The following is a 15,511-nucleotide window of genomic DNA, read 5'->3' on the forward strand; positions in this document are numbered from 1 at the left end:
GCGCGGGAGAGCGCCGCGGCGTACCAGCGACTGCTCAGTGCAGCGTCGAGTCGGCGAGGTCGTCGGCGTCGACGATGCCGCGACCGACATGGCTGTGGTGGCGGCTGTAGGCGAAGTAGATCACCAGCCCCACCGCGCCCCAGATCGGCAGCACCAGCATCGCCGCCGAGGGCAGGTTGAAGAACAGGAACACGCAGCCCACGATCGTCATCGGCCCCACCAGCCACAGCGCTGGCGTGCGGAAGTCGCGCTTATGGTCGCGCGCGGTGCGACGCAGGATCATGACCGCGATCGCCACCATCATGAAGGCGTAGAGCGTGCCCGCGTTGGCGATGTCGGCGAGCTGCCCGACCGGCAGGAACGCCGCCGCGAACGCCACGCCGATCCCGGTCATCGCGGTGACGACATAGGGCGTCTTCCACTTCGGGTGCACCGCCGAGAGCTTCTCCGGCAGCAGCCCGTCGCGGCTCATCACGAAGAAGATGCGCGTCTGGCCGAACATCAGGATCAGGATCACGGAGGGCAGCGCCAGGAAGGCAGCGATGCCGAGCATGTTACCCACCTTGGACCAGCCGATCGCGCGCAGCACGTGCGCGAGCGCCTCGTTGGAGCAGACCAGCATGTCGGCATATTGCGGCAGCGCGCACTGGCGGGCCAGTTCCTCCGAGCCGGTCGGGAAGGGTATGCCGTTCGGCCCCATGATCGGCTGGCCCCCGATCGTGCCGATCGCGCCGGCGGCGACCAGGATGTAGAAGATGGTGCAGAACAGCAGCGAGCCGATCAGCCCGATCGGCACGTTGCGCTGCGGATTCTTGGTCTCCTCCGCCGCGGTCGAGACGGCGTCGAAGCCGACATAGGCGAAGAAGATCGTCGCCGCCGCGCCCACCGCGCCCACGCCCGTGCCGAAGCCGCCGAACACGCCCGCGGGAAGGAAGGGATTGAACTTGGCGGTGCTGAACGAGTCGCTCGGCAGCGTCAGCGCGACGAAGGCGGTGAGCGCGACCACCTTGATCGCCACTAGCACCGCGTTGACGCGCGCGCTCTCGGTGGTGCCGATCATCAGCAGCCAGGTGATGAGGCCCGCGATCACCACTGCGGGCAGGTTGATGAAGCCGCCGGGTGCGCCGCCTAGCGCCAGCGGCGCGGCGGAGAGCCAGGCAGGCAGATGGATGCCGAGGAACTGGTTGAGAATCGTCCCGCTGAAATACCCCGACCAGCCGACCGCCACCGCGCTGGCGGCGACGGCATATTCGAGGATCAGCGCCCAGCCGACCGTCCAGGCGAGCAGCTCGCCCATCGTGGAATAGGTGTAGGTATAGGCCGACCCTGCCACCGGGATCATCGCCGCGATCTCGGCGTAGCACAGCGCCGCGACGATGCAGATCGCGCCGGCAATGGCGAAGGCCAGCATCAGCCCGGGGCCGGCCTTCTGCGCGCCCGCCGCGGTGAGCACGAAGATGCCGGTGCCGATCACGCAGCCGATGCCGAACAGCGTCAGCTGGAACCAGCCAAGCGTGCGGTGGAGCGACTTGCGCTCGGCGGTGGCGAGGATGGCGTCGAGAGGTTTGACGCGCCCGAAGATCATTAGGTTCGATGCCCCCAAGGGAAATTTGCTGGACAGGAGCGTAGCGGGTGTGCGGCGACGCGCAATAGTGTTGCGCGGAGATGAAAGGGCCGGCGGAGGGACCGTGTGGAACCCATGGTGGCGACTAAGGCCGCCCGTCCGTCATGCCCGACACACATCCGTCATCCCGGACTTGGTCCGGGATCCACCGTGCCGCACATGCACCGCGCATTGCTCTTGCGGGAGAGTGGATCCCGGACCGAGTCCGGGATGACGACGCGGTAGAGAAGCACCCTCTTCGAGAAGCTTCACGCGCGGAGGAGGTGCCGCACCGCCCAGATGACGTTCAGTCGACCTCAGACATCCAGCCCCCCGCCCTCACCCGTCCCGCTGCGCCAGCATCGGGCCGAGCGCGCGACCGGCGAGGATGTGGACGTGGAGGTGCGGCACCTCGGCGTGGCTGTCGAGCCCGGTGTTGGCGATCAGGCGATAGCCGCGCTCGACCAGCCCCGCTTCGCGTGCCGCCTGGCCGATCGCGCGGGTGAGGCTGACGATCTCCTCCGCGCTCGCGCTCTCCGAGAAATCGTCCCAGCTGACGTAGCGGCCCTTCGGAACCGCGAGCAGGTGGACCGGCGCCCAAGGGGCGATGTCGTGGAAGACGATGCTGTGCTCGTCCTCATAGACCCGCCGCGACGGGATCTCGCCGCGTACCAGCTTGGCGAAGATGTTGGCGTCGTCGTAGGGCTGGGTAGCGTCCACCGTCATCGGGCGATCCTCATTCTGGGCGGAAGGAGAGCGGCAGCGGGCCACCGCGCGCGGCTTTCTCGTCATGCCCGGACACGCCCTCGCGCCGTGACAGTTCGGCGCGGACCTCGTCGAGCGTCAGCCCAGCGTCCGCGAGCAGCACCATGAGGTGATACAGAAGGTCCGCCGCCTCGGGAACGATCGCGCGCTCGTCGCCGCGCAGTGCGGCGATCACGGTCTCGACCGCTTCCTCGCCGAGCTTCTGCGCGATGCGCGGCCGCCCCTTGGCGAACAACGAGGCGGTGTAGGAGGAGGTCGGGTCGGCGCCGCGGCGCGAGGCGACCGTCGCGAAGAGCCGATCGAGCGGGTCGGGCTGGTCCATGGTCGCGGGCGTGCCGCGGGAGGCGGCGCTGGTCAAGCCGGAGCACGGCGGTCGCTGCCCTCAGCGACCGATCGCGCGCAGGCCGGTGTCGAGCTGCGCGCGCAGGTTGGCGGCGACCGCGGGAGAGACATCGGGTCGCGGCGCCGCGGCCTTCCCCCGACGCAGCCGCGCGCGGTCGCCCTCGGGCGGCTCGACCACGCGGACGCGCACCGCGACATGGCCGCGCGCGCGCACGCCGAGCCGCTCCGCCGCGCCGCGCGACAGGTCGATCAGCCGGTCGCGCGCGAACGGGCCGCGATCGTTGACTCGCAGCAGGATCACACGCCCGGTGTCGAGCGCGGTCACCTCGACGTAGCTCGGCAGTGGCAGCGTCGGATGCGCCGCGGTGACCCATTTGGCGCGGAAGCGTTCGCCCAGCGCGGTGCGGTTCCCCGACTCGCTGCCGTACCAGCTGGCATAGCCGAGCATGTCGTAGCTGGGGTCGACCGCGGGCGTGTAGGTGACCCCGCGCACCACATAGGGCCGGCCGAGCCGCACCGGCGTGTCGCTGACCGGGCGGTAATGGCCGCCGCAGCCGGCGAGCAGCGTCGCCAGCAGCGCCGCCCCCGCCGCGCGCCGCGCAGTGCGCCTCAATGCGCGCGCACCGGCACGCCAGCGGCGGCGAGCGCGGCATGCGCCTCGGCCACGGTGGCCTGGCCGAAGTGGAAGATCGAGGCGGCGAGCACCGCGGAGGCATGGCCCTCGGTCACCCCCGCGACGAGATCGTCGAGCGTGCCCACGCCGCCCGAGGCCACCACCGGCACCTCGGTGCGATCGGCGATCGCGCGCACCAGCGCGAGATCGTAGCCGCCGCGCGTGCCATCGCGGTCCATCGAGGTGACGAGCAGCTCGCCCGCGCCCAGCTCGGCCAGGCGCAGCGCGTGCGCCACCGCGTCGATCCCGGTGGCGCGGCGCCCGCCGTGCGTGAACACCTCCCAACCGTCGCCGACGCGACGCGCGTCGACGCTGGCGACGCAGCATTGGCTGCCGAACCGCTCGGCGATGTCGCTCACCAGCTCGGGGCGCGCCACCGCGGCGGAATTGATCGCGACCTTGTCCGCGCCGGAGAGCAGCAAAGCGCGCGCGTCCTCCGCGCTGCGCACCCCGCCTCCGACGGTGAGCGGCATGAAGCAGACCGCGGCGGTGCGGCGGACCACGTCGAGGATGGTACCGCGCGCCTCGTGGCTGGCGGTGATGTCGAGGAAGCAGAGCTCGTCCGCGCCGGCGGCGTCATAGGCGCGCGCCTGCTCGACCGGGTCGCCCGCGTCAATCAGGTCGACGAAGTTGACGCCCTTGACGACGCGTCCCTCGGCGACGTCGAGGCACGGGATCACGCGGGCACGGACAGTCATGCGTGGGGCTCATGCCGAAGCGGGTAAGCGAGGGCAAGAGCGGTCGCCGACGTCGGTCAGCGTTGAGGTTCCTTGAAGCACGCGCGGCGGCATCATCGCCTTTTAACGGCCGAGGAGTGTCGGTTGATGCGATGCCGCTCCTGTGCGCTGCTGGTGATCCTGGCCAACCCGAGAGGCGCCTTCCCGACCGAGTGGCCGCATGCGCGCCGGACGATCACCTGCTGGTCCTGGTTCCGGCAGCGAACATGGGAGGGCCAGCTGGAGCAGACGGAGCGTTTCTGGGTGCAGGCTCCCCACGCACGACGATGTGCGACGAACGGCTTGGCCTGGCGCTCCGAGCAGCGACGGCCGGTGCTCGACCGCGTTCTCTGACGCTCCTACGCTGGGCCGGCAGCTACGCCGCCGCCGCCACGCTCAGCGCAGCCGCCAAATCGAGTCGCCCGTCGTACAGCGCCCGCCCGGTGATCACGCCCTCGACGCCGTCGCGCGCGTGTAGCGCCAGGACGTGGATGTCGGCGATACCGGCCACGCCGCCGCTCGCGATCACGGGAATGTCGACCGCGCGCGCGAGGTCCACCGTCGCCTCGATGTTGGCGCCCTTGAGCAGCCCGTCGCGACCGACGTCGGTGAACAGCAGCGCCGCCACGCCCGCGTCCTCGAAGCGGCGCGCGAGCTCGACCACGCTGGTGGTGGAAACGTCGGCCCAGCCCTTGGTCGCGACCATGCCGTCGCGCGCGTCCACCGCGACCACCACGCCGCCGGGAAAATCGCGCGCGGCGCCGCGGACGAACTCGGGGTCCTCCAGCGCGGCGGTGCCGATCACCACGCGCGACACGCCGAGGTCGAACCAGCGCTCGACGCTCTCGCGCGTGCGGATGCCACCGCCGAGCTGGACGTGGCCGGGGAAGCGCGCGACGATCGCGCGCACCGCGTCGCCGTTGACGCTGGCGCCGGCGAAGGCGCCGTCGAGGTCGACGACGTGAAGGTGTTGCGCGCCGGCGTCGGCGAACAGCATCGCCTGCGCCGCGGGATCGTCGCCGTAGACCGTGGCGCGCGCCATGTCGCCCTCGGCGAGGCGGACCACTTGGCCCTGTTTGAGGTCGATCGCGGGAAAGACGATGAGGGTCATGCGGGGCTACTCTGGGAGGTGATGCGGCGGGCGGACGCGCCGAGGGAGGCGTTCGACGGGCGCCACGTCGCCCCTCTCACTGCCGTCATCCCGGACTTGGTTCGGGATTCACCGTGCCGCCCATCCAGCGGCCGGCAAGCACGTGGAGCCCTGGATCCTGAAACGAGTTCAGGATGACGCCTCGGACGGGAAGAGCGCGACCGACTCACCACCGCCGTGCCCCTCACGGCCGCCACGCCAGGAAGCGCTCCAGCAGCGCCAGCCCGTAGCGCTGGCTCTTCTCGGGATGGAATTGCACCCCAACCACATTCTCGCGCGCCACCGCGGCGGTGACCGGACCGGCATGGTCGGTGGTCGCCACCACATGCGCGCCGGTGAAGGCGTAGCTGTGGAGGAAATAGGCTTCGCCCGGGACGATCAGCGCGTGCTCGACCCGCGGCACCACGTCGTTCCAGCCCATGTGCGGCACCTTGGCGTCGGTGCCCGCGACGTCGATACGGCGGACGGTCCCGTCGATCCACCCGAGCCCGGCGTGGCGGCCGAGCTCCTCGCCCGTGGTCGCGAGCAGCTGCATCCCGACGCAGATGCCGAGGAACGGCGCGCCCTTCGCCAGCACCCGCTGCTCGAGCGCGGGCACCAGCCCGTCGACCGCGCGCAGCGCCGCGGCGCAGGCCCCGAACGCGCCCACGCCGGGCAGCACGATCCGATCGGCGCGCGCGACCGCGTCGGGGTCGGCGGTGACCACGAGGTCATCGCACCCCGCGGCGCGCAGCGCATTGGCGACCGAGTGGAGGTTGCCCGCCTGATAGTCGATCAGCGCCAGCGTCATGCCAGCCACGCGCCGACCGGGTCGGCGGCGAAGCTGGCGTGGAACGGCACCACCTCCACGGTCGCCGCGCCGGCGGTGACGAACGGGTCGGTCGCGGCGATCGCCTCGGCCGCGGCGCGGTGGCCGCGCACCACGATGACCCCGCCGGTACGAGGCTCGCGCCGGCCCGCCACCAGGAAGGCGCCCTCCGCGAAGCCCGCGTCGAGCCAGGCGACGTGCGCCGCCATCAGCGAGTCGAGCTCGTCGAGCGGGCGCACGTAGCTCAGCAGGATCAGGCTCAGCTCGCCGCCGGCACGATAGCGACTCACAGCGTCCCCTTGGTCGAGGGGATCACGCCGACCTTGCGCGGGTCGATCTCGATCGCCTCGCGCAGCGCGCGCGCCAGCCCCTTGAACGCGCTCTCGGCGATATGGTGGTTGTTGTCGCCGTAGAGCGTCTCGACGTGGAGCGTGATCCCGGCGGTCTGCGCGAAGCTGTGGAACCAGTGCTGGAACAGCTCGGTGTCCATCTCGCCCAGCCGGGTCTGGGTGAAGCCGGTCTTCCACACCAGCCACGGCCGCCCCGAGATGTCGAGCGCGACTCGGGTCAGCGTCTCGTCCATCGGCGACAGCGCATCGGCGTAGCGGCGGATGCCGCGCTTGTCGCCGAGCGCCTGCGCCACCGCGCTGCCGAGCGCGAGCGCGCTGTCCTCGACGGTGTGGTGCTGATCGATATGGAGGTCGCCGTCGCAGTGAAGCGTGACGTCGACCAGCGAGTGGCGCGCGAGCTGCTCCAGCATATGATCAAAGAAGCCGACGCCGGTATGGATGTCATACTGGCCGGTGCCGTCCAGGTCGACGGAGACGCTGATACGGGTCTCGCTGGTGTCGCGGCGAAGCGTGGCGGTGCGCATGACGCCGGTCCATAACGCGCTGCGCGGTCCAAGCAACCTTGACCGCTCGGCCCATCACGCTACCCATAAGCGCATGAACGACATGCTGCCCGACAGCCAGATCCCCTATGACGAGATCGTGCAGGAAGCGCTGCGCGCTGTCGTCGGGCGCGTGCTCGGCGTGGTCGCCGAGACCGGGGGGCTGCCCGGCCAGCACCATTTCTACATCACCTTCAAGACTCAGGCGCCCGGCGTCGATATCCCGGCGCGGCTGGTCGAGCGCTTCCCCGACGAGATGACGATCGTGCTCCAGAACCGCTTCTGGGACCTGACGGTCGACGAGGAGCGTTTCTCGGTGGGGCTGAGCTTCAACCAAGTGCCGTCGAAGCTGGTAATCCCGTACTCGGCGATCACCGGCTTCCACGACCCTGCCGTGAACTTCGAGCTGCGATTTCAGGCGCAGGAAGGGCCGGGCGACGGCCCCGGCGGGCACGATCCGGCTGAGAATGACGGCCCGCCTGCGGGCGGCGCGAGCGACGGCTCGAACGTCGTCGCGGTGGATTTTAAGCGCAAGAAGTGATCGAGCGAGTCGCCGCGCCCGACGCGGCGGTACGCGCCGCGATCCTTGCGCCGCTGGTGGCGCACAACGATTCGGCAGTGGGGCAGATGCCGCGCGAGGAGATCGCGCTGGCGCTGCGCGACGAGGCCGGGGCGATCGTCGGCGGGCTGTGGGGCGTGGCGAGCTATCGCTGGCTGTTCGTGCAATATCTCGCGCTCCCGCCGGAGCGGCGCGGCCGCGGCGAGGGACGCGCGCTGATGCTCGCCGCGGAAGCCGAGGCGGCGCGACTCGGGTGCGTCGGCGTGTGGCTCGACACGTTCAGCTTCCAGGCGCGCGGCTTCTACGAGAAGCTCGGCTACGCGCTGTTCGGTACGATCGACGACTATCCGCCGGGCGAGTCGCGCTTTTTCCTGGCGAAGCGGATCGGCTGAGGGGCGAAAGAGCCCCCTCTTAGTCACGTTCGCCGTGCCACTCCGTCATCCCGGCCTTGAGCCGAGATCCATCCTGCCGCCTACATCGCCGAACGATGCGGTCGGGGCACCATGGATGTCGGGTCGAGCCTGGCCGGGCGGCGTAGCGGCACGCCCCGTCATCACCCGAACGTCTTTACCGCCTCTGCCATCACCGCGTAGACCCGATCAAGATCGTCCGCCCCGATGCAATAGGGCGGCATGACGTAGAGCGTGTCGCCGAGCGGGCGCAGCAGCACGTCGCGCTCGCGGAAGAAGGCCATCAGTCGCGGCGCGCGATCGGACAGATAGCCCGCCCCCTCCCCCAGCTCGAGCGCCGCGATCGTGCCGAGCGAGCGCGCACCGCTCACCCCCGGCAGGGCGGCGAGCGCGGCCACGCGTTCGGCCTGTGCCCCCGCCAGCGCCGCTACGCGCTCGCGCACCGGCTCGCCGCGCCAGATCGCGAGATTGGCGCAGGCGGCGGCGCAGGCGATCGGGTTGGCGGTGTAGCTCGACGAGTGGAAAAACATCCGCGCGCGGTCGGCGCTAAGATGCGCCTTGAACAGCGGCTCGGTCGCCATCGTCACCGCCAGCGGCACCGCGCCGCCGGTCAGCCCCTTGGAGAGGCAGAGGATGTCGGGCACCACGCCGGCCTGCTCGCACGCCAGCAGCGTGCCGGTGCGACCCCAGCCTGTCATCACCTCGTCGGCGATGAAGAGCACGCCGTGGCGCGCGCAGATCGCCCTCATCTCGGCGAGCACCGCGGGCGGGTAGAACAGCATCCCGCCCGCGCCGAGCACCAGCGGCTCGACGATGAACGCCGCCGCGCCGGCCGCGCACGCCTGCTCCAGCGAATCGAGCGTCGCCTGCTCCGCGCCCGCGGCGGGGAACGGGACGGTGCCGACGTCGAACAGCAGCGGCGTATAGGGACGGTTGAACACGCCACGCGCGCCGACCGACATCGCGCCGATCGTGTCGCCGTGATAGCTGTGCGCCATCACCAGGATGCGGTCGCGCGGCTCGCCGCGCGCGTGCCAGTATCCCAGCGCCATCTTGAGCGCGACCTCGACGCTGGTCGAGCCCGAGTCGGAGAAGAAGACGCGGGTCAGCTCGGCCGGCATGATCGCGGTCAGCCCGCGCGCCAGCGTCTCGGCGGGCTCGTGCGTCCAGCCGGCGAAGATGATCTGGTCGAGCCGCTCGGCCTGATCACGGATCGCCGCGACGATACGCGGGTGGTTGTGGCCGTGCGTCGTCACCCACCAGGAGGAGATCGCGTCGATGACGCGGCGCCCATCGGCCGTGTACAGGGCCGCGCCCTCGCCGCGGGCGACGAGCGGGATCGGCTCGCCCAGGCCGTGCTGGGTGAAGGGATGCCAGACCGGCGAGCCGCTCATCGGAACGCCGCCACGTCGAAAGCGTCGGCGAAGGCGCTCGCCAGTGCGGTCGGATCGAGCCGCGGCAGCCGCGGCAGTCGGCCGAGTCGGCGCACGCGCCCAACCGCCGCGATCGTCGCCTCGCTATCCTCCTGCGCGTCGCCGATGAAGGCGACGCCGAGCAGCGGTACGCCGCGCGCGCGCAGCGCCTCGATCGAGAGCAGGCTATGGTTGATCGTGCCCAGCGAGGTGCGCGCCACCAGCACCGCGGGGCAACCCCAGCACGCGATCTGGTCGGCGAACAGCCAGTCGCGCGTGAGCGGCACCAGCGCGCCGCCCGCGCCTTCTACCACGAGATCGCCCCCGATCGGGGGCAGCGCCAGCCGCGCGGAATCGATCACGACGCCGTCGAGCTCGGCGGCGCGGTGCGGCGAGCAAGGTGTGGTGAGCCGATACGCCTCGGGGACGATCCGCGCGCGCGCGACGCCGAGCGACTCGACACTGGCCGCGTCGCTACCGTCCTCCAGCCCGGCCTGCACAGGCTTCCAGTAGGACGCGTCGAGCGCCACGGTCAGCGCCGCCGCGAAGACGGTCTTGCCCACGTCGGTGTCGGTGCCGGTCACCGCGATCACGCTCATCGCCGCGCCCCCGGCGTCGCAAAGGCTACTGCCTCGGCGAACGAGTCGATCTCCGCCACACCGACGTGGAGCGTCAGCGACAGCCGCAGCCGCGCGCTTCCCGCCGGCACGGTGGGCGGCCGAATCGCGCGCACGTCGAAGCCGGCACGCTGCACCGAAGCGGCGAGGTCGAGCGCGGCGCGGTCGTCGCCGACCAGCAGCGGCATCACCTGGGTACCCGTCACCGTGGCGCCGAGCGGCCCGAGCCGCGCACCGGCATGCGCGATCAGCGCGTGTAGGCGCTGGCGCCGCTGGGGCTCGTCGGCGAGGATCGCCAGAGCGGCGCGCGCCACGGCGGCGGCGAGCGGCGCGGGCGCGGTCGAGAAGATGAACGGCCGGGCGCGCGCCACCAGGAAGTCGCGCACCAGCCGTGAACAACACACCAGCGCGCCTTCGCAGCCGAGGGCCTTGCCGAAGGTCTTAAGCGTGATGACGTTCTCGCGCCCGTCGAGCGTATCGGCGAGGCCGCGTCCGTGCGCGCCCCACACGCCGGTAGCGTGCGCCTCGTCGATCACCAGCATCGCGCCGTGGCGCTCGGCGACCGCGGCGAGGTCGGCGAGCGGGGCGCGATCGCCGTCCATGCTGTAGAGGCTCTCCACCGCGATCCAGGGCGTGCCGGTGCCGCCGCGGGCGCGCCACGCCGCGATCGTCGAGTCGACCGCGTCCGCGTCGTTGTGCGGCGTGGCCACGGTCTCGGCGCGGCCGAGCCGCATCCCGTCATGAGCGCTCGCGTGGACGAGCGAGTCATACACCAGCAGGTCCCCCGGCTGGGGCAGCGCCGCGAACAGCGCGGTGTTGGCGGCATAACCGCTGCCGAAGAACAGCGCCGCGGCGCTGCCGAAGAAGCGCGCGCCCTCCGCCTCCAGCGCCTCATGCTCGGGATCGTTGCCGCGCAGCAGCCGCGACCCGCCGGAGCCGAGCGCGACACCGCGCTCCAGCGCGGCGGTCGCTGCCGCGCGCAGCCGCGGTGCCGTGGCCAACGCGAGATAGTCGTTCGAGGAGAAGTCCACGCCGTGCCGCGGTGCGAGCGTACGGAGCCGGTCGCGTGCGGCGAGCGCGGCGAGATGATCACGGTGCAAGGCGAGCAGCATCGCCGCGCCTATAGGTCCTGACGGCGGGGAAAGACCAGCCGGCGCGGCGAGCCGCGGCTGCGGCGAGACGCGGCACGACCCGGCGGGCGCGACGTTGTCCGCGGTATGACACGACGCTCCCTCCCTGCCGCCGGCCCCGCGCTCGCCGCGGTCGCCGTCGCCGGCGCGCTCGCCGGCTATCTCTACGCCAGCCGGCGCCCCGCCGCGCCCGCCACCTATCCGCCGCTCGACGTGCCCAAGCCGTTCGCAGACAATATCTGGCTGGTCGACAGCGGCCCGATCCACGCCGGCGGTCTGACGCTGCCGGTGCGCATGACGGTGGTCCGGCTCGACGATAGCGCACTGCTGCTCCACTCGCCCACGCCCTACGCGCCGGCGCTGGCCGCCGCGTTGGAAGCACTCGGGCCGATCCAGCATCTGGTCGCGCCCAACGTGGCCCACTGGACCTATCTGCCGCGCTGGCAGCGCGCCTTCCCGCGCGCGACCTTGTGGGCCGCACCCGGTCTCGCCGAGCGGGCGCAGGTGCGTCGCGCCGGATTGCGGATCGACTCGGTGCTGGGCGAAGCGGCGCCGCCCGCCTGGGCGAGCGCGATCGACCAGGGCGTGATCGAAGGTGGTGCCGGCTTCCGCGAGACCTGGTTCCTGCACCGCGCCACGCGCACGCTGATCCTCACCGATCTGGTGCAGAACCTCGAACCCGAGCGGCTGCCCGCGGTCACCGCGCTCGTCGCTCGCGCGACCCGCGGCACCGCGGGTACCACGCCGCTCTACCTGCGCGCGGCGCTGCGGCTCGGCGGCGAGCCGATGCGCGCCGCGATCCGCGCGATGGTGGCCCTGCAACCCGAGCGCGTGGTGATGGCGCACGGCGCCCCGTTCGCGAGCGGCGGCGCGGGCCGCCTCAAGGGTGCGTTCGCCTGGGTGTGAGCGACGCTCAGTCGAAGCGGACGATCGCCTTGAGCACGGTGTCGGCCGCGTCGATCAGCTCGGGCAGTCGTCGCGGCAGGTCCGCCGCCTCGACGCTGTGGCTGTGGAGCGCGTCGGTGGCGATCGTGCCGTCGCGGATCGCGGCGATGACGCGCGCGAAATCGGCGGCGAGCGCGTTGCGGCTGGCGATCAGCGTCGTCTCGCGCTTGTGGAACTCGGGATCCGCGAAGACCAGGTCACCCTTGACCACGCTCACCAGCACGTAGCTGCCGCCGTGCGCGACCTGGCGAAGCCCGTCGCACATCGCGGCGAGATTGCCCGTCGCATCGAACACCGTCTCGAAGAAATCGCCGTCGGTCAGCGCCGCGAAGCGCGCCTGCGCCGCATCGTCGGCGAGCACCAGCGAGTCGAAGCCGAAGTCGCGGGCGGCGCGATCCAGCCGCGGCTCACGCGAGTCGCACAGCGTTACTGCGGCGCCGTCCAGCCGCGCGAACAGAGCGGTGGCGAGGCCGATCGGCCCCGCCCCCTTCACCAGCACGCTGCCTCCCGCCCGCAGTCGCGCGCGCGCCACCGCATGCGCGCCGATCGCGAGAAACTCGACCATCGCCGCCTGCTCCGGCGTGAGCCCGGTGGCGTCGATCGCGGCGCTTTCGGGCACCGCGATCAGCTCGGCCATGCCCCCGTCGGTGTGGACTCCGAGCACCGCGATGTGGGCGCAGCAATTGGGCTTGCCGGCGCGACAGGCGACGCAATGGCCGCAGGCGAGATAGGGATTGATCGTCACCGCTTGGCCCGGACGAAAGGCGGATCCCGGCGGCGCCTCGACCACCTCGCCGGCCAGCTCATGCCCCATGACGCGGGGATAGCTGAGAAACGGCTGGTTGCCGGCATAGATGTGGTAATCGGTGCCGCACAGGCCGACGCGCTGGATCCGCACCAGCAACGCGTCGCTCGCGCGCGTCGGGGGCTCGCGCTCGGCGACGCGCAACGCCAGCGGTCGGTCGCAGATGATCGTCAGCACGGCGGAGCGCGTCCTTTTGGGCGAGGGTTCTTCCGCCCATGAAAGAGCATTAACGCACGTGCAATCCCAATCAAGGAAGTGAATAGCCTGAGCCGGGCAGGCCCGCGACGGTCGCTCGCACGAAGACCGAGGCATCGCGGCCTCACCACCCATCATCGATCGATCTAAGCGCGAGAGCTCGTCAGCGGGGTCGCCGTTAGTCCGACGCGCCCGTCGCTCTGCCCAGGACATGGTCGCGCCCGAGCATGCCGGCCGCTCGCGTGAGAACAGATCTCGGAAATATCAATCGGTCGCGGCCACACATTATCAGACCACGCTGACCTTCAGTAACCAGATCGAGGCATCCCGCCCACAAGATGTACAACAACAGCACCTTACCCGTAGAATATGCACAAGGGAAAGGTTGCAATTAATTCTCATGGTGAAGAGGCCTTTACCGACAGCGAAGACAATCATTGCAGCAGTTTATCTTGACAGCCGCCCGAACTGATCTCGACAATAAAAGATCATATACGGTCTACGGTACAATGGGGCGCTTCAAACGATAGATGCACCCCCATGGCTCTTGCCAAGAAAAGTAGCATCGCGACGTCCGGCAGCAGCGCGCACGAGGGGGGGCTCGCGTAATTCGGCGCTCTCCAGTAAGAGCGTGCGGCTCACCGCCGAGGCGGAGAAGCGCAAGGCGCGCACCTTCGCGCGCCAGCAGAAGGGTTCGGAGCGGCTCGCCTCCGCCACCGCCGAGCTGTCGAGCGGCATCGCCGAGGCGTCGAGCGCGGCGGAAGAGCTGCGCCGCGCCGCCGAGCAGATCAGCGTCGGCGCCGAACAGGCCTCGGCCGCGGCGCAGCAGACGATGAAGGCGATGACCAATGCGGTCGACCTGCTGCGCGACATGCGCCAGCGCGCCGACGGCTCGGCGACGCTGACGCAGTCCTTGTCCGAGCTGGTGGCGCGCACCGGCGCGGAGGTCGGCGCCTCGCTCGAGGCGGTGTCGCGCGCCGCGGAGCGCCAGGCGAGCTCGGTCGAGCTGGTCGAGGAGCTCGATCGTCAGGCGCTCGCGATCGGCGACGTGGTCAAGGCGGTGGCGCATATCGCGGACCAGACCAACCTGCTCGCACTCAACGCCGCGATCGAGGCGGCGCGTGCCGGCCAGCATGGCAAGGGCTTCGCGGTGGTCGCCGACGAGGTGCGCACGCTGGCCGAGACCAGCGAGAAGTCCGCGCGCGACATCCAGGAGCTGATCGCGCAGGTGCAGCAGGACGTGCACGTCGTCGCCGAGGGCATTGGCACCTCCGCCACCAACGCGCGCGAGGAAGCCGCCAAGGGCGGCGCGGTGATCGCCGGGCTCGACCGGATCCGCGACGACATGGCGACGATCATGACGGGCTGCACCACGATCGCGAGCGACGCCGAGGAAGCGGTCCAGGCCGCCAACGAGGCGCTGAAGGGCGCCGAGCTGATCGCCGCCGCCGCCGAGGAGCAGAGCGCCGCGTGCCAGGAGACCAGCCACACGATCGACCAGCAGTCCAACGCGCTGGCGCAGAGCGAGCAGGCGGCGCAGGAGCTCGGCCAGCTCGCCGACGAGCTCAAGAACAGCAGCAACATGGGCAAGAGCGCCGAGGAAGTGGCGTCCGCCGCGGAGGAACTCTCCAGTGCCGTGGAGGAGATCAGCCGCGCCTCGACCCAGGTCGCCACCGCGCTGGAGCAGATCAGCCGCGGCGCGCAGCAGGCCGCCTCGGCGACGCAGCAGTCCTCGGCCGCGATCGAGCGGCTCTCCGAGAACGCCAAGACCGCGGCGGAACAGACGAATCATGGCGCCGAGCGCGGCGAGCAGATCACCGAACTGCTCAAGGAGAACAAGGTCCTCATCGACACGATGATGCGGGGCGTGGCCGAGTCGGTCAGCGCCGGCCGCGCCAGCCGCGACCAGATCGCCGCGCTGGAACAGGTCAGCCGCCGCATCGACAAGATCGTCGACGCGATCACCACCGTATCGATCCAGACCAACATGCTCGCGGTCAGCGGCTCGGTCGAGGCGGCGCGCGCGGGCGAATTCGGCAAGGGCTTCGCGGTGGTGTCGACCGACATCCGCAACCTGGCGCGCGACTCGGCGGAGAATGCCGAGCGCATCAAGGATACGGTGAAGACGATCCAGGACACGATCGCGGTCGTCCGCACCGACCTGCGCGAGATCGCCGACACCGCCGCCGGCGAGGTGGAGAAGGGCATCGCGATCGCCGCCGGGCTGGACCGCATCGCGCTCGACGTCGGCGCGGTGGTGCGCGGCAACCACGAGATCTCGGGCGCGGCCGACCGCATCATGGCGACGTTGGGCGAGAGCAACGTCGCGGTCGAGCAGATCGCCAGCGCAGCGCAGCAGGCGCTGCGCGCGTCGGCCGAGGCGAGCAACGCCGCGACCGAACAGTCGCGCGGCGCCGAGCAGCTCGCCGCCGCGATCGAGGAGATCGCGTCGCTCGCCGACGAGCTGCAGGCCGCCTGATCGCGCTCTC

At 71.0% G+C, this 15,511-nt stretch carries 17 protein-coding genes; 4 read left to right on the forward strand and 13 right to left on the reverse strand.

The features are described 5' to 3' along the window. Positions 1-34 precede the first annotated feature (34 nt). The 9 genes from FHY03_RS00790 to hisB form a co-directional block, all read right to left on the reverse strand. A complete protein-coding gene (locus tag FHY03_RS00790) occupies positions 35-1,585 on the reverse strand; it encodes an amino acid permease (protein ID WP_183921171.1) in 1,551 nt (516 codons plus the stop codon). 357 nt (positions 1,586-1,942) lie between these two features. Further along, complete coding sequence (locus tag FHY03_RS00795; RefSeq protein WP_183921172.1) at positions 1,943-2,329, reverse strand: HIT domain-containing protein; 387 nt, start codon at positions 2,327-2,329, stop codon at positions 1,943-1,945. Between the two features lie 10 nt (positions 2,330-2,339). Continuing rightward, positions 2,340-2,690 (reverse strand): phosphoribosyl-ATP diphosphatase, encoded by a 351-nt coding sequence (locus FHY03_RS00800; protein WP_183928137.1) that lies wholly within the window; start codon positions 2,688-2,690, stop codon positions 2,340-2,342. A gap of 60 nt (positions 2,691-2,750) precedes the next feature. After that, positions 2,751-3,323 (reverse strand): septal ring lytic transglycosylase RlpA family protein, encoded by a 573-nt coding sequence (locus FHY03_RS00805; protein WP_183921173.1) that lies wholly within the window; start codon positions 3,321-3,323, stop codon positions 2,751-2,753. Then, positions 3,320-4,081, reverse strand: coding sequence for an imidazole glycerol phosphate synthase subunit HisF (gene hisF, locus FHY03_RS00810; RefSeq protein ID WP_183928139.1), 762 nt, complete (start codon positions 4,079-4,081; stop codon positions 3,320-3,322). The genes FHY03_RS00805 and hisF overlap by 4 nt, the downstream gene beginning before the upstream one ends. 394 nt (positions 4,082-4,475) lie before the next feature. Then, entirely contained in the window at positions 4,476-5,210 is a 735-nt protein-coding gene (hisA, locus tag FHY03_RS00815; protein ID WP_183921175.1) for a 1-(5-phosphoribosyl)-5-[(5-phosphoribosylamino)methylideneamino]imidazole-4-carboxamide isomerase, read from the reverse strand. Between the two features lie 223 nt (positions 5,211-5,433). After that, positions 5,434-6,039 carry an imidazole glycerol phosphate synthase subunit HisH gene (gene hisH / locus FHY03_RS00820; RefSeq protein WP_183928141.1) on the reverse strand — a complete coding sequence of 202 codons (606 nt, stop codon included), beginning with the start codon at positions 6,037-6,039 and terminating at the stop codon, positions 5,434-5,436. Then, a complete protein-coding gene (locus FHY03_RS00825) occupies positions 6,036-6,347 on the reverse strand; it encodes a YciI family protein (RefSeq protein ID WP_311721269.1) in 312 nt (103 codons plus the stop codon). Before FHY03_RS00825 ends, hisH begins: the two co-directional genes overlap by 4 nt. Then, a complete protein-coding gene (gene hisB, locus FHY03_RS00830; RefSeq protein ID WP_183928143.1) occupies positions 6,344-6,931 on the reverse strand; it encodes an imidazoleglycerol-phosphate dehydratase HisB in 588 nt (195 codons plus the stop codon). The genes FHY03_RS00825 and hisB overlap by 4 nt, the downstream gene beginning before the upstream one ends. 73 nt (positions 6,932-7,004) lie before the next feature. Here hisB and FHY03_RS00835 point away from each other — a divergent pair, with 73 nt between their 5' ends. After that, on the forward strand, positions 7,005-7,490 hold the full coding sequence (locus FHY03_RS00835) for an SspB family protein (protein ID WP_183921178.1): 486 nt from the start codon (positions 7,005-7,007) through the stop codon (positions 7,488-7,490). Beyond that, positions 7,487-7,900: a GNAT family N-acetyltransferase gene (locus FHY03_RS00840; protein ID WP_311721270.1), complete on the forward strand. Its 414-nt coding sequence runs from the start codon at positions 7,487-7,489 to the stop codon at positions 7,898-7,900. The genes FHY03_RS00835 and FHY03_RS00840 overlap by 4 nt, the downstream gene beginning before the upstream one ends. A gap of 161 nt (positions 7,901-8,061) precedes the next feature. Here FHY03_RS00840 and FHY03_RS00845 read toward each other — a convergent pair whose 3' ends face one another. From FHY03_RS00845 to FHY03_RS00855, 3 genes are read right to left on the reverse strand one after another with little or no spacing between them, the layout of a single operon-like run. Then, the gene (locus tag FHY03_RS00845) at positions 8,062-9,312 is read right to left on the reverse strand and encodes an adenosylmethionine--8-amino-7-oxononanoate transaminase (RefSeq protein WP_183928145.1); all 1,251 of its coding nucleotides are present in this window, start codon (positions 9,310-9,312) and stop codon (positions 8,062-8,064) included. After that, positions 9,309-9,929, reverse strand: coding sequence for a dethiobiotin synthase (gene bioD, locus FHY03_RS00850; RefSeq protein WP_183928147.1), 621 nt, complete (start codon positions 9,927-9,929; stop codon positions 9,309-9,311). Before bioD ends, FHY03_RS00845 begins: the two co-directional genes overlap by 4 nt. Beyond that, a complete protein-coding gene (locus FHY03_RS00855) occupies positions 9,926-11,059 on the reverse strand; it encodes an 8-amino-7-oxononanoate synthase (protein WP_183928149.1) in 1,134 nt (377 codons plus the stop codon). Before FHY03_RS00855 ends, bioD begins: the two co-directional genes overlap by 4 nt. Before the next feature lie 105 nt (positions 11,060-11,164). Between FHY03_RS00855 and FHY03_RS00860 the strand changes: the two genes are divergently transcribed. Further along, positions 11,165-11,983: a DUF4336 domain-containing protein gene (locus FHY03_RS00860; protein WP_183928151.1), complete on the forward strand. Its 819-nt coding sequence runs from the start codon at positions 11,165-11,167 to the stop codon at positions 11,981-11,983. A 7-nt stretch (positions 11,984-11,990) separates the two neighbouring features. Here the strand turns inward: FHY03_RS00860 and FHY03_RS00865 are convergent, their stop codons facing one another. Continuing rightward, entirely contained in the window at positions 11,991-13,004 is a 1,014-nt protein-coding gene (locus FHY03_RS00865) for a zinc-binding alcohol dehydrogenase family protein (RefSeq protein WP_311721271.1), read from the reverse strand. Between the two features lie 649 nt (positions 13,005-13,653). Between FHY03_RS00865 and FHY03_RS00870 the strand changes: the two genes are divergently transcribed. Beyond that, positions 13,654-15,501 carry a methyl-accepting chemotaxis protein gene (locus FHY03_RS00870; protein WP_221189936.1) on the forward strand — a complete coding sequence of 616 codons (1,848 nt, stop codon included), beginning with the start codon at positions 13,654-13,656 and terminating at the stop codon, positions 15,499-15,501. Positions 15,502-15,511 lie beyond the last annotated feature (10 nt).

It is taken from the genome of Sphingomonas sp. BK345 (assembly GCF_014193845.1).
GTDB lineage: Bacteria > Pseudomonadota > Alphaproteobacteria > Sphingomonadales > Sphingomonadaceae > Sphingomonas.

Coding starts and splice junctions, on each gene's coding strand:
- FHY03_RS00835 (WP_183921178.1), top strand. CDS start 7,005: ATGAACGACATGCTGCCCGACAGCCAGATCCCCTATGACGAGATCGTG.
- FHY03_RS00845 (WP_183928145.1), bottom strand. CDS start 9,312: ATGAGCGGCTCGCCGGTCTGGCATCCCTTCACCCAGCACGGCCTGGGC.
- hisF (WP_183928139.1), bottom strand. CDS start 4,081: ATGACTGTCCGTGCCCGCGTGATCCCGTGCCTCGACGTCGCCGAGGGA.
- hisA (WP_183921175.1), bottom strand. CDS start 5,210: ATGACCCTCATCGTCTTTCCCGCGATCGACCTCAAACAGGGCCAAGTG.
- FHY03_RS00860 (WP_183928151.1), top strand. CDS start 11,165: ATGACACGACGCTCCCTCCCTGCCGCCGGCCCCGCGCTCGCCGCGGTC.
- FHY03_RS00790 (WP_183921171.1), bottom strand. CDS start 1,585: ATGATCTTCGGGCGCGTCAAACCTCTCGACGCCATCCTCGCCACCGCC.
- FHY03_RS00800 (WP_183928137.1), bottom strand. CDS start 2,690: ATGGACCAGCCCGACCCGCTCGATCGGCTCTTCGCGACGGTCGCCTCG.
- hisH (WP_183928141.1), bottom strand. CDS start 6,039: ATGACGCTGGCGCTGATCGACTATCAGGCGGGCAACCTCCACTCGGTC.
- hisB (WP_183928143.1), bottom strand. CDS start 6,931: ATGCGCACCGCCACGCTTCGCCGCGACACCAGCGAGACCCGTATCAGC.
- FHY03_RS00855 (WP_183928149.1), bottom strand. CDS start 11,059: ATGCTGCTCGCCTTGCACCGTGATCATCTCGCCGCGCTCGCCGCACGC.
- bioD (WP_183928147.1), bottom strand. CDS start 9,929: ATGAGCGTGATCGCGGTGACCGGCACCGACACCGACGTGGGCAAGACC.
- FHY03_RS00795 (WP_183921172.1), bottom strand. CDS start 2,329: ATGACGGTGGACGCTACCCAGCCCTACGACGACGCCAACATCTTCGCC.